Origin of the sequence: Salinisphaera sp. SPP-AMP-43, assembly GCF_049568105.1 — a bacterium.
Classification (GTDB): domain Bacteria; phylum Pseudomonadota; class Gammaproteobacteria; order Nevskiales; family Salinisphaeraceae; genus Salinisphaera.
Genome location: NZ_CP145335.1, coordinates 653,649 through 666,551, shown reverse-complemented (window position 1 = coordinate 666,551; position 12,903 = coordinate 653,649). Strand labels below are relative to the sequence as shown.

The following is a 12,903-nucleotide window of genomic DNA, read 5'->3' as shown; positions in this document are numbered from 1 at the left end:
GCCCGGTTATTCGACTGGTTATTCGACTTCCATCATTTCGAAGTCGTCCTTGGGCGCGCCGCAATCCGGGCAGGTCCAGTCTTCGGGAATGTCTTCCCATTTGGTGCCCGGCTCGATGCCTTCGTCCGGCATGCCTTCGGCTTCATCGTACTCGAACCCGCAGACGATGCATTGCCACTTCTTCATTGCCTAATCTCGCTTGGGATGGTGTATCGCAACAACCAAAAAACAGGCGCTGCCGAAGCAGCGCCGCTACAAGGAGCTCAAGGCTACCAAAACACTGTCGCAACAGCGATCCGCAGACGCCGCTATGCATCGGCCCGTCTTCGACATAACGCCCGACTGAAGCTTTGCCGGGTTCGGGCCAAGCCTTGATACAAGTCACGCATCGGGACCGACACAATCGCGACCCGCCGAAAGGCGCAACGCCACACGGCGCCCGTGATCGATCTTTCGCGGCTCGCCGAGTCAGCCGGGCAAACGCTGGGGTACAGCGGCCCAGCGCCAGCCTGACCGTAGGACGCGCAATGGCATCATCGCCGCTATAGGCCAATCGGCGCTTCAACGGCCAGGGTGCCGGGCTTACGACCTGCGCCCACGAGCTTTTGAGACGCCAACCTACGGCGTCGACGCCGGCGCTCGCTCGCGCCGATTCCCCTGAGCCGATGGCCGGCCGATAGCCGATCGTAATTGTTGTAGATTGGATATCGTGGACGTTGCGCAGCGTCTTCTGGCGCGACGACCGATCGCCCCTGCCCGATCGGTACCACGCTCTCAACCGCCAGAGCGCGAAGGACAATGCTATGGATAGCGCCGCCGAGCCGATCACCACTTCGTCTGCCGAGACCGACGCCGCCACCCTCCGACGGCTGTTCGACGCCCAGCGCCCGCGCGCACTCGCGCTGCGCAGCTCGACCGCCGACGACCGTATCGCCAAGCTCAAGCGCCTGCGCGAGCTCATGTTCGACAAGCGCGAGGCAATCCACGCAGCCTGTCATGCCGATTTCGCCAAACCCGGCGCCGAGGTCGAGGCCACCGAGATCCTGCCGGTGGTCGCCGAAGCTCGGCATGCCATCCGCAAGCTCAAGTCGTGGATGAAGCCCAAACGCAAGCTGCCGACCCAGCTGTTGCTGGGTACCTCGGCCGAGGTACGCACCGAACCGCGTGGCGTGTGTCTGATCATCTCGCCCTGGAACTATCCGATCAATCTGTCGCTCGGCCCGCTCGTTTCGGCGATCGCAGCCGGCAATACCGTCATCCTCAAGCCCTCGGAAATGACGCCGCACTGTACGGCCTTTCTGGAAGAGTTCATCGCCGAGTTGTTCGAGCCCGAGGAAGTCGCAGTAGTTACCGGGGCCGTCGAGACAGCCCAGGCTCTACTCGACCTGCCGTTCGACCATATCTTTTTCACGGGTTCACCGGCGGTCGGCCGGCACGTGATGGCTGCAGCAGCCAAACACTTGGCCTCGGTTACCCTGGAGCTCGGCGGCAAATCGCCAGCGATCGTGGATCGCTCGGCCAATATCGAGGCAGCCGCGGCCAGCCTGGTCTGGGGCAAGTTCGCCAACAATGGCCAGACCTGTATCGCCCCCGACTATGTCTATGTGCATGCCGCGATCAAGGACGATTTCGTTGCTGCCTGCCGCGCGGCTCTGGACAAACTGTACGGCCCGCGCGACCAGATCGCCGCTAATCCCGACTACTGCCGGATCGTCAACGACAAGCACTATCAACGCCTGCGCGAACTGCTCGAAGACGCGATCGAGCGCGGCGCCAAACTGCCGGTCGGCACCGTCCCGGCTAACGACGAGCGTTTTCTGGCCCCGACCCTGCTTACCCAGGTCGACGATGACGCACGGATCATGGACGAAGAAATCTTCGGCCCGCTGCTGCCGATTCTGACCTTCGACGACATCAACACGCCGATCGCAGCCATCAACGCCCGGCCCAAGCCGCTGGCGCTGTATGTCTATGCCCGGGACAACGCGCTCGTCGAGGCCGTACTGTCGCGTACCAGCGCCGGGGGCTCCTGCGTGAACCAGGCGATGCTGCATTTCCTGCACGACCGACTGCCGTTCGGCGGGGTCAACAACTCTGGCCTAGGCCAGAGCCATGGCCACTACGGCTATCTGGCGTTTTCCCACGAACGCGCGGTGCTGCGCGATCGCTTCTCGCTGGCGTTTTTGTTCCGGCCGCCCTACAACCGCTTCACGCGTGGATTCATCCGTTTTGCGGTGCGTTGGTTGAGTTGAAACCGGAGATATCAGTCTCGCTACAACGCTTGGTATTGTGGTCTTGATCGCTTTGGTCCTCCACTGCTCGGCGCTGCGCCCAAGGGGCTTAATACAGCGCAGGCTCGCCACGCGGCAGCGGGCGGTCGATCTGTATTCCATCCCGTAACGCGGCGACGCAGACGCACAGCGGCAACGGGTGTCCGGCGCACTGCGCCGGTGCGGCCAGCTGTCTGAGCGTCGCCAAAGCGACGCGAGTTCTAGCCGCATCCCGTGGCCGCGAGCATCGGAGTGCACCGGCGTAGCCGGCGCCGTGTTCGGGTGCCTTTTGTTTGGTTCCTTTATTTGGGCAAGCAAATAAAGGGACTCGCACAGCAGTGCGAAACCGAGTTCTAACTTGCCTCGTGGCCAGAATCAGATACGCCAGATCCCGGGCCGTAGTGCTTTAAACACTTTACGAGCCAGTCGTACCGGGCTGTTTCGCGCTGATGCGCGAGTGGCTTTTCTTGCTTGCCCAAATAAAAGTAGCCCAAACAAAGGGCACCCTGTCTGGCGCCGATGCTTGCGCATCGGTGCCCTGCGCGGCTCCGGCCGCAAGCGGACGGCCGGAAACTCGCCGTGCTACGCACGACTCAAACATCCGGCCGTCTTGTTCGCTTGCGCCCTCCACTGCTCGGCGCTGCGCCCAAGGGAGTCCGAATACAGAGCCAGCCCACGATGTCGCAGTGGGTGCCTGTATTGAATCCCGTTACACGGCGACGGAGACGCGCAGCGGCAACGGGTGTCCGGCGCACAGCGCCGGTGCGGCCAGCTGTTTGAGGGCCGCCTAAGCGGCCCGAGTTCTGGCCGCATCCCGTCGCCGCGAGCATCGGAGTGCACCGGCGTTAGCCGGCGCCGTGTCGGGTGCCTTTTTCTTGGCTCCTTCTTTTGGGCAAGCAAAAGAAGGGGCTCGCACAACAGTGCGAAACCGAGTTCTAACTTGCCTCGTGGCCAGAATCAGATACGCCAGATCCCGGGCCGTAGTGCTTTAAACACTTTACGAGCCAGTCGTACCGGGCTGTTTCGCGCTGATGCGCGAGCCACTTTTATTTGCTTGCCCAAATAAAAGTAGCCCAAACAAAGGGCACCCTGTCTGGCGCCGATGCTTGCGCATCGGTGCCCTGCGCGGCTCCGGCCGCAAGCGGACGGCCGGAAACTCGCCGTGCTACGCACGACTCAAACATCCGGCCGTCTTTATCGCTTGCGCCCTCCACTGCTCGGCGCTGCGCCCAAGGGCTGGATACAGAGCGGGCCGGCGATACCGTGGATGGTGGTCTGGTTTGTATTCCGTTCCGTGACGCGGCGACGCAGACGCGCAGCGGCGACCAGTTTCCGGCACACAGCGCCGGTGCGGCATAGCGCCTGATGCCTGGGTTAAGCTGGCGCGATGATTTTTCTGCCGATCGTCTTGTCATGACCGCACCGCAACGTTTTGCTGCCGCACTTGCTAACGAACAGCCGCTGCAGATCGTAGGCGCGATCAACGCCTATGCCGCCATTCTGGCCGAGCATTCGGGCTTCAACGCGATTTATCTGTCCGGCGGCGGCGTGGCCAACTGGTCGTACGGGCTACCGGACCTGGGCATGACCACGATGAACGACGTACTCGAGGATGTGCGCCGAATCACCTATGCCACCGACGTGCCGCTGCTGGTCGATGCCGATACTGGCTGGGGCAGCGCCTTCAATATCGCCCGCTCGATCCGGCTGCTGGAAGGCGCGGGCGCGGCGGCGGTGCATATCGAAGACCAAGTTGCAGCCAAACGCTGCGGGCATCGGCCAGGCAAGGAAATCGTCTCCCAGGCCGAGATGGTCGACCGGATCAAGGCTGCCGTCGATGCCCGCGACGAAATGAAGATCATGGCCCGTACCGATGCCCTGGCGGTCGAAGGCCTGGATGCCGCGCTCGAGCGGGCCGCGGCCTGCGTAGAGGCCGGTGCCGACTATATCTTCGCCGAGGCGATGACCGATCTCGCCATGTACCGGCGTTTTACCGAACTGGGCGTGCCAGTGCTGGCCAATATTACCGAATTCGGCGCGACCGAACTCTACGGCACCGACGAACTCGCCGCACAAGGCGTGGCGATGGTGCTGTATCCGCTTTCGGCTTCGCGGGCGATGGCCAATGCCGCGCTGGATGTCTACCGTACGATCCGCGAGCACGGCAGCCAGAGACCAGCCGTCGAGCATATGCAAACTCGCGACGAACTCTATGCCCATCTCGGCTATCACGCCTTCGAAGACAAGCTCGACGATCTGTTCGGCGATAGCGAAAAGCGCTGACGCGCCCCTCGACAGGAGACTCCGATGAAAAAAGGCCTAGCTATCGCGATCGCCGTGATCGTTATCGCGGCAGCTGCCGTGGGTATTTACTGGTCGGTGCGCAGCCCGCAGCCGAGCCAGGAACCCACGGGCGAAGCAACCCAGAAGCCAGCCCAGCCACAGCCCGAAGGCCAGGGCCAGGGCCAAGCCGAGCAGCCTGCCGAAAAACCGGCCCCCAAGCCCGAGCCCGCGGAAAAACCCGAGCCACCGACGACCACCCAGGCGGCCTCCCCGGCCGCGGCCTACTGCGCCGACGACCACGATAAGGCCCAAACCCAGGCACTGACCCTGGCAGGCGGTCTGGTTCAGATTTTCCAGCATCAGGCTGCACTCGCCGATGCCTATGACTGTGCCAAGGCCTATCTTGGCCATGGCGGCGATATCGATGCCGCCGACCCCAGGGCCGATTCCCAGCATCTGACGCCGCTATTGTTCGCGATCAAGCGCAACGACCCTCAGATGGTGCGGTTCATGATCGACCACGGCGCGGATCTGAATCAGCCCGGCGGCCCGAAGGACATCAAGCCCTACGGCTATGCCGTGTACTCGGCGCTGCACAACCAGAGCACCGACTACAACCAAGTAATCCAGATCCTGGACTCGTCCATGAACCAGGGCAGCGATGCCTCGGCAGCCCAGCGCTAGGGCCCGTTGCTGTGTCGTATGAGCGTCGCGTCTGAAACCGCCCTACGGGTTCGGCATCGCACCAGTCGCCGGCCACGGCAGGTCATAACGCGGACTGGCAACGCCGCCAGGCGCCCATGGTGAGTGTTCATGGGCGACCCAATCTGGAAAAACAGGCGCCCATATATGAACGACACGACGGCAATCCCGTCTGATCGCTATCTCGCAGAGCGACTACGCCGTTCGACGCTTTGTCTTGCCGTTTACTCTATTTTTTATAAAAACGCTTGGCACGGGCTCAAAGACCACCTCAACAGGCTCTAAGAGTCGTTTGACTGCCACCAAAGGGGCGCATGGGCGGCCCCGGTTGGGGTTGCCCCTTGATCAGTCGGGCACCGATAAACCGGCGCGCCATGACCGCGCGGCGCATGCGACGTTACGGCCCAGCGCGGGGTGCGGCCCCGTACGACTGTAAAAAGGCGCGCGCCCTAGGTTTTGACCAGACACGCAGGGATGACCGTTCGCTTACGGATAGTCGTTCGGCCGCGCCTGCGCTAAATTAGCCATGTTGTTACCGATCATATCGGAACGATGAATCGTCTTGTCTTGTCTTTGTTATACGATCGCACCGGCCTGCCATCCCGCATTAACGCGCCCGGCGGCCACCGCCCGGGAGCCGCTCGCCGGTGACCCAGGCGTACACCGACCACGCCGAGGCTGCGCCAAGCTGGCAGCTGGATAGCTCCGGCCCGACCACAAGGGTGGTACTGGGCGGCTCGTGGCATCTGTTTCTGGCCGGCCGGGCTCGCGAACGCCTGGGTCGCGAGCTGGACGCGCTCGAACACCCCGAGCAGCTGGCATGGGATCTGACCCATATCACCGGTCTGGACAGCGCCGGCGCCTGGCTGCTGTGCCGCCTTTGGGGCGGCCAACTGCCGGAGCAGCTGACCTGCCGGGCCCCGGATCGCCACCGACTGGAACGGCTGGTCGAAGCGCCTACGGTGCCCGAACCCCAGCGACGCCGCTCGCGGCTGCTCAGCGGTCTCGACCGGCTGGGCGGGGGGCTCGTCGGCATCGCCCGCAGTACAGCCGGGCTGTTGGCCCTGTTGGTCGGCGTACTGATCGATCTGGGCATCTGCTGTGTGCACTGGCGGCTGATTCCGGCCCGTGAAATCAGCGCGGCGATCTATCGCACCGGGGTATCCTCGGTGCTGCTGCTGGGGGTGACCGGCTATGTGATCGGCATCGTCATGAGCCTGCAGATCGGCGTCACCCTGTCGGACTTCGGAGCCAACCAGCGCATCATCGGCCTGATAGGCCTGGCGGTGACCCGTGAGCTCGGCCCGGTGATCGCAGCCATCATCCAGGTCGGCCGGGCCGGCTCGGCGATCACGGCCGGGATCGCTGGCATGCACCTGACCGAAGAACTCGACGCACTTAAGACCTTCGGTGCCTCGCCGCGGTTGCGGCTGGTGACCTCACGGGTAATCGGCATGGTCATCGCCATGCCGCTGCTGGTGGTCTGGACCGATGCCGCCGAGATTCTAGGCGGCGCCACCACGGCCCAGTTCGATCTCGGCGTACCCTACGGCCTGTTCCTGGCCCGGCTGCCGGAATCGGTATCGATGTTCAATTTCTGGCTGGGGTTGATCAAAGGCGCCCTATTCGGCCTGATCATCGCCATCGTCGGCAGCTATTTCGGCCTGACCGCCCGGGCCAATACCGACAGCCTCAGCGCCCAGACCACCCGCTCGGTGGTGGTCGGCCTGTCGTTGATTCTGATCATCGATGCCCTGACCGGCGCAGTCCTCGCCAAACTGGGGTTTTTATGAGCAACGGCGCCTTGGATACGGCCATCGAAGTCGTCGATCTCGGCACCGAAATCGACGGCGACTGGATTCTGCGCGGGCTGAATTTATGCCTGGCACGCGGCGAGACCCTGGCCGTGATCGGCAGCAGCGGCGGCGGCAAGTCGCTGATGCTGCGTCATCTGATCGGCCTCAGCCGGCCGGCCGAGGGACGGATTCAGGTCCTGGGCGAGCGCATCGGCCGGCTGCAGGGTGCGGCCATGCGACGCCTGAGCCGGCGCTGGGGCGTGCTATTTCAACAAGGCGCGCTGTTTTCGGCGCTGTCGGTCTACGACAATATCGCGTTTCCGATGCGCGAACTGCGCCGCGACGGTCTGGCCATACCCGAGCCGATGGTCGCCGATTTGGTCGGGCTCAAACTGGCGGCAGTGGGCCTGGCACCGGAGGTCGGCAATCGCATGCCGCATGCCCTGTCGGGCGGCATGATCAAACGCGCGGCCCTGGCTCGGGCGCTGGCGCTGGATCCGGAGCTGTTGTTTCTCGACGAGCCAACCGCCGGACTCGATCCGGCCTCGGCCACCGATTTTCACCGGCTCTATGCCCAGCTGCACAAGAACATGGGGCTGTCCGGCCTAATCGTCACCCATAACCGCACCACTCTGGAAACGGTTGCCGACCGGATCGCGGTGCTGGTCGATGGCCGGATCCTGACCACCGGGACCCTGGCTGAAATCCAGTGCTATTCGCACCCTTTCATCGAACGTTTTTTTGCCGCCGACGCCTAAGAGGTCTTTATGGAAAACCGATCGCATCTCGTCGCGGCACTGGCGTTCATCATCGTCTTCGGCGCCGGTGCCGTGGCTTTTTTCTTCTGGCTGTCGACCGGCGACGGTGCCCACCGGACACTGGTCATCCGCACCCAGCATGCGGTCGGTGGCGTGACTAGCGAATCGCCGGTCAAGTTCAAGGGGCTGAAAGTCGGCCATATCGAAAGCGTCGGTTTCGCCCCCGACGATCCCAATACCGTACGCATCGTGTTCAAGATCCGCGACTCGGTGCCGCTAACGCGCACCAGCTATGCCGAACTCTCTACCCAGGGCATTACTGGCCTGAGCACGCTGACCCTGGCCACCCCGGACCCGTCGGCGCCGCCGCTGACCACCGGGTCGGACAAGCCGGCCGAACTGCCGCTGCACCAGGGCCTGTTCGCCCAGCTCAAGGATCGCGGCCAGCAGGATCTCGAACGCATCAGCCGGATTCTGGATCAGGTCGAGCAACTCACCGGTGGCGACAACGCCCGGCATATCAGCCGGACCTTCGCCCAACTCGACCAGGCCACTGCCCAACTCACTGAAACCGAACAGGCCCTACAGCCCACACTCGCACAGTTGCCCAGGCTAACCGAGCAACTGCGACACACCGTCGACCGGGTCGACCGGCTCACCCAACAGGCTGGCCCGGTGATGCGGCAAGCCCAGGGGGTGGGCAAGTCCGGCCAGCAAGTCATGCGCCGTCTCAACCAGCGCATCCTGCCGCATATCGATGCCCTGACCGAGCAGCTGCGCGATACCAGCCGACAGATCCAGGATCTGGGCGCCGAGCTGACCGCCAAGCCCCAGAGCGTATTACTCGGTCCACCGACACGCCACCCAGGACCGGGCGAGCCCGGTTTTCACGCCCCCGGCCAATAGCACGAGCGTTTAATGGATCAGCGATGACAGGCCCGCAAAACGAACACCCCATAGCGAAACAAGCGATCAATCGCCGAACCCGCCGCCGAGGCTTGGCTCGGCTATGGCCCGTCTGGGTACTGCCGGCCCTAGCACTGGCCGGCTGCAGCCTGCTGGGTAACAACCCTTCGGTCTCCCCCAGCCGATATACCCTGGATGTGCCAGCCGCCTCGAGAACTCACCCGGCGGCGGCGTCGCACTATCCGCTGACTCTCGATCTGCGCTCGATCCGCGCCCCCGGCTGGCTGGACTCCAAGCGCATGCTGTATCGGCTCGAATACGACCAGGGCCAGCGGCTGGCGGCCTATACCCGCTCGGCCTGGGCCGATACGCCGGCGGATCTGGTCGGCGATCATCTCGAAGGGGCGCTATCGGCCCGGCACCTGTTCGCGGCCGTACTCGGCCAAGGCTCAGGCCGTGCCGATCTGGTGCTACAGCTCGCCCTGCAGGACTTTTCCCAGTATTTCACCGCCCGCGACGCCAGCCACGGCCGGATCGCTGCCCAGGCCACCCTGCTCAGCGCCGACAGCGGCGCCGTGATCGCGCAGAAACACTTCGATATCAGCGCTCCAGCCCCGAGCGCCGATGCCGAAGGCGGCGTGCAGGCCTTGTCCCGGGCCGATGCGCGCCTCGACCGGGCGATCACAGGCTGGCTGAACACAACGCTGGCAGCCTGCGGCGGTGCCTGTCAGCCCGGCGCCTGATCCGACCGATCGAAGCGGCTGAATACAGTGGCCGGCTCGGGCCATTCATAGAGGGTCTCGAACAGCCGCTGGCCACCGAGCTCGAAGGGCCGCGCCCGATCCGGCACCGCACCGAGCCGTTCGTAGAAACGACGGCCGGCCCGATTGTCGCTGAGCACACCGACCCGAATCCGCACCGCCCCGCCGGCGATCAAGACCTTGAACACGCGGGCAACGAGCGCTTTGCCGATACCCAGCCCCTGGGCTTCGGGAAGCACATAAAGACGATAGATTTCGCCGGCCTCGCCCAACTCGGCACGTCGTTCCGGGCCGGCGGTGATCAGGCCGACGATCACGCCGGCCGCGCTTTCGGCTACGTACCCGATTTCGAACAACGGCTGGCGCGCGATCTCCTGCTGCCAGCGGCGCGTATCTCGGTCGATATCCATGGCATCGAGCACGGCCTCCGGCAGCAGGCCGCGATAGGCCGACTGCCAGGTTTCGACATACACCCGAGCGACGCCGGCGGCATCGGCAACGCACATCGGGCGGATCTGCATGGTCGACTCTCGGCTTGCGCGACCGGCCCTAGCCGCCGATCAGGCGATCCCGGGCTTCGGCGTATTTGGCGGCCGTATTGGCCACCACGTCTTCGGGTAGCCGCGGCCCGGGCGCGGCCTTGTCCCAGTCCAAGGTTTCTAGATAATCGCGCACATATTGCTTGTCGAAGCTCGGCGGGCTCATGCCGGTATCGTATTCGTCGGCCGGCCAGAAACGCGAGGAATCAGGCGTCAGCACTTCGTCGATCAGTACCAGATTGTCTTTGGCATCGACGCCGAACTCGAACTTGGTATCAGCGATGATAATACCGCGCTCGGCGGCATAGTCGGCCGCGGCCCGGTACAGCCCGATCGAGACGTCGCGGATTTCGGCCGCCCGGGCTTCGCCAACGATACCGGCCATGCGCTCGAAGGCGATCGTTTCGTCGTGCTCGCCGGCTTCGGCCTTGGTGGCCGGGGTAAAGATCGGTTCAGGCAGTTTCTCGGCCTGGGCCAGCCCGGCCGGCAATTGGATGCCGGAAATCGCGCCGGTGGCCTGATAATCCTTCCAGCCAGAGCCGACCACATAGCCGCGCACCACCGCTTCGACCGGTAGCGCATCCAGCCGGCGGACCATCATCGCCCGGCCTTCGACCTGCTCGATCTCGGCGTCGTCGAGTATCCGCTCCAACGGGATATCGACCCGATGATCGGCCACCGTATCGGCGAACCGATCGAACCAGAAATTCGACAGCTCGGTCAGCACGCGGCCCTTGCCGGGAATCGGGTCCGGCAGGATCACGTCGAATGCCGACAGGCGATCGGTGGCCACGATCAACAGATGCTCGACGCCTACGGCATAGACATCGCGGACCTTGCCGCGCATCAACAGCGGCAGGCTGTGCAGTTCGGATTCAAAAAGCGTATCGGGCATGACGATCGAGGTAATGGGCTGCGCGGCGGCGTAGTTTAACAGCCGCGATGACGCGCGCGGGCCGCTCGATACGTCCTACCGGCGCCGCGCGGGCGTTCGTCTTGTCGTGTGCAGCCTCTTGTGGCGCGCCGCCGTGGCCGGCGGCATCACGATGCGCTCTAAATCAGACCGTAGCTGCCGCCGCTGGCGATCGCGATCACGGCCAGTCCAAGCGCCAGGCTGACGGCGGCAAAAAACCGCAGCTGATTCATGGCCCGGCCGGCATCGGCCAAAGCCCCGGCGGCCAGAGCCGCGCGCACCCGTTTCCAGGGCGAGAAGAACATATGTCCGTAGAGCAGAAACATCACCCAGGCCAGGCCCTGCATGACGTTGATATAGGTCGGCACGGCCGCCATGCCACCGAGCAGCCCGATCATGGCATAGCCGGTAATCAACAAAGTGATGATCGCGATCCAGATCCACAGGAAGAATCGCCCCACCGCGATCGACAGCAGCGGCAGGCGTTCGCCCAGCGGCACGGCCGAAGCCGCGGGCCGCAGGATGCCGATCAGGAAGAACAACCCGCCGACCCAGATGGTCGCCGCCAGGGCATGCAATGCAATGAGATAGGCCAATCCGGACTCCTGTCGGACCTGTCACCAAGCCGGCGGAATGCCGGCCGGAATCGATTCACGAAAACTTCCCAGCCGACGATCCGGGCGGCCATGCCGAACCCGGCGATGGCCTGCACGAGTCCGTACCGGGTGTCTGGCAACTCGGCCTGCACCGCGCCGCCGCGCTGCCAGCCCATCCAACCCCGGCTCGGCCACCCCGGGCCCGGCGCTTCGACTCGAGCGCCGATCCTGCATGATTTCGCCTGCCGAGTAGCGGCGCGCTGTGCCGGACACGATCGGCGCTTCCAGCGCAGGATGCACACGATACATCAGCTGGCCTTCGGGCGGCTGTGGCGACCGATGGCTTGACGTCGATGCGTCTATCGCAGAGCGTACCTAAGCCACAACGCGCAATCCACGGTGATTTAATGGCTTACTCCCCGTTCGCTCCGCTGATCGCTCCATCGATCCTGTCTGCTGATATGGCCGCGCTCGGCGACGAATGCGAGTCCGTGATCGCAGCCGGCGCCGACTGGATCCATTTCGACGTGATGGATAACCACTACGTCCCGAACCTGACTTTCGGACCGCCGGTCTGCCAATCGCTGGCCAAACGCCTGTCGAACTCGTATCCGAACGTACCGATCGACGTGCATTTGATGTGCGAACCGGTCGACGATCTGATCCGCGGCTTTGCCGATGCCGGCGCGGCCTCGATCACTTTCCATCCCGAGGCCACCCGGCATGTCGATCGCAGTCTGGCCCTGGCCCGCGATCTGGGCTGCAAGACCGGGCTGGTATTCAATCCGGCGACTTCGCTGGAATGGCTGAAGTACGTGCTCGACAAGGTCGATATCCTGCAGATCATGTCAGTCAACCCTGGTTTTGGCGGCCAGTCGTTCATCGAGGAGTCGCTGGGCAAGATCGCCGAAGCCCGCGATATTATCGATACCGTGGTCGCCGGCACCGATCGCGAGATCCGCATCGAGGTCGACGGCGGCGTTAAAATCGACAATATCGCCCGCATTCGCGAAGCCGGGGCCGATACCTTCGTCGCAGGCTCGGCGATCTTCGGCCAGCCCGACTATGCGCAGGTCATCGACGAAATGAAGCAACAGATCACGGTCGGCTAAGCCGACCGAATCCGTATTGCGTTTGCGAATCTGCTTGATTTTCAGCCGAATTCGCCGATTACCCCGCTCGTGCGGCCGCTTTGCGGCCGTGTCGAGCGACTCGCTCGACCGCCGTGGCCGCGCTATGGTCGAGCCGTCGCAGGCCGTGGGCCTCGACTTGTCGCAGCAGGCCAGATCAGTCACGATTTAATTACGACGACGCAACGCGTCATACACAGCCAATCGACGACATGACACCGAATCGTTCGACACAGATCCGCCGGTACG

The 12,903-nt window shown here is 63.9% G+C and carries 12 protein-coding genes; 8 read left to right on the top strand and 4 right to left on the bottom strand.

Annotated features, from left to right (window positions below):
- Positions 1-18 precede the first annotated feature (18 nt).
- Positions 19-186: a rubredoxin gene (locus V5738_RS02835; protein ID WP_423822893.1), complete on the bottom strand. Its 168-nt coding sequence runs from the start codon at positions 184-186 to the stop codon at positions 19-21.
- A gap of 617 nt (positions 187-803) precedes the next feature.
- Here V5738_RS02835 and V5738_RS02830 point away from each other — a divergent pair.
- The 7 genes from V5738_RS02830 to V5738_RS02800 all read left to right on the top strand — a co-directional run bounded on the left by V5738_RS02830 (position 804) and on the right by V5738_RS02800 (position 9,458).
- The gene (locus V5738_RS02830) at positions 804-2,252 is read left to right on the top strand and encodes an aldehyde dehydrogenase family protein (protein ID WP_423822892.1); all 1,449 of its coding nucleotides are present in this window, start codon (positions 804-806) and stop codon (positions 2,250-2,252) included.
- Positions 2,253-3,683: 1,431 nt separating this feature from the next.
- A complete protein-coding gene (gene prpB, locus V5738_RS02825) occupies positions 3,684-4,553 on the top strand; it encodes a methylisocitrate lyase (RefSeq protein WP_423822891.1) in 870 nt (289 codons plus the stop codon).
- 24 nt (positions 4,554-4,577) lie between these two features.
- Complete coding sequence (locus V5738_RS02820) at positions 4,578-5,237, top strand: ankyrin repeat domain-containing protein (protein WP_423822890.1); 660 nt, start codon at positions 4,578-4,580, stop codon at positions 5,235-5,237.
- A gap of 665 nt (positions 5,238-5,902) precedes the next feature.
- A complete protein-coding gene (locus V5738_RS02815; protein ID WP_423822889.1) occupies positions 5,903-7,048 on the top strand; it encodes an MlaE family ABC transporter permease in 1,146 nt (381 codons plus the stop codon).
- Positions 7,045-7,809, top strand: coding sequence for an ABC transporter ATP-binding protein (locus tag V5738_RS02810; RefSeq protein ID WP_423822888.1), 765 nt, complete (start codon positions 7,045-7,047; stop codon positions 7,807-7,809). Before V5738_RS02815 ends, V5738_RS02810 begins: the two co-directional genes overlap by 4 nt.
- Positions 7,810-7,818: 9 nt before the next feature.
- Positions 7,819-8,715, top strand: a complete 897-nt coding sequence (locus V5738_RS02805; RefSeq protein WP_423822887.1) for an MlaD family protein — start codon at positions 7,819-7,821, stop codon at positions 8,713-8,715.
- A 23-nt stretch (positions 8,716-8,738) separates the two neighbouring features.
- Positions 8,739-9,458 (top strand): ABC-type transport auxiliary lipoprotein family protein, encoded by a 720-nt coding sequence (locus tag V5738_RS02800; RefSeq protein ID WP_423822886.1) that lies wholly within the window; start codon positions 8,739-8,741, stop codon positions 9,456-9,458.
- Here the strand turns inward: V5738_RS02800 and V5738_RS02795 are convergent.
- The 3 genes from V5738_RS02795 to V5738_RS02785 form a co-directional block, all read right to left on the bottom strand.
- Positions 9,443-9,997: an N-acetyltransferase family protein gene (locus tag V5738_RS02795; protein ID WP_423822885.1), complete on the bottom strand. Its 555-nt coding sequence runs from the start codon at positions 9,995-9,997 to the stop codon at positions 9,443-9,445. The genes V5738_RS02800 and V5738_RS02795 overlap by 16 nt on opposite strands.
- A 28-nt stretch (positions 9,998-10,025) precedes the next feature.
- On the bottom strand, positions 10,026-10,910 hold the full coding sequence (locus V5738_RS02790) for a phosphoribosylaminoimidazolesuccinocarboxamide synthase (RefSeq protein ID WP_423822884.1): 885 nt from the start codon (positions 10,908-10,910) through the stop codon (positions 10,026-10,028).
- A 158-nt stretch (positions 10,911-11,068) separates the two neighbouring features.
- Positions 11,069-11,524 carry a CopD family protein gene (locus V5738_RS02785; RefSeq protein ID WP_423822883.1) on the bottom strand — a complete coding sequence of 152 codons (456 nt, stop codon included), beginning with the start codon at positions 11,522-11,524 and terminating at the stop codon, positions 11,069-11,071.
- A 407-nt stretch (positions 11,525-11,931) separates the two neighbouring features.
- Here V5738_RS02785 and rpe point away from each other — a divergent pair, with 407 nt between their 5' ends.
- On the top strand, positions 11,932-12,636 hold the full coding sequence (gene rpe / locus V5738_RS02780; protein ID WP_423822882.1) for a ribulose-phosphate 3-epimerase: 705 nt from the start codon (positions 11,932-11,934) through the stop codon (positions 12,634-12,636).
- Positions 12,637-12,903 lie beyond the last annotated feature (267 nt).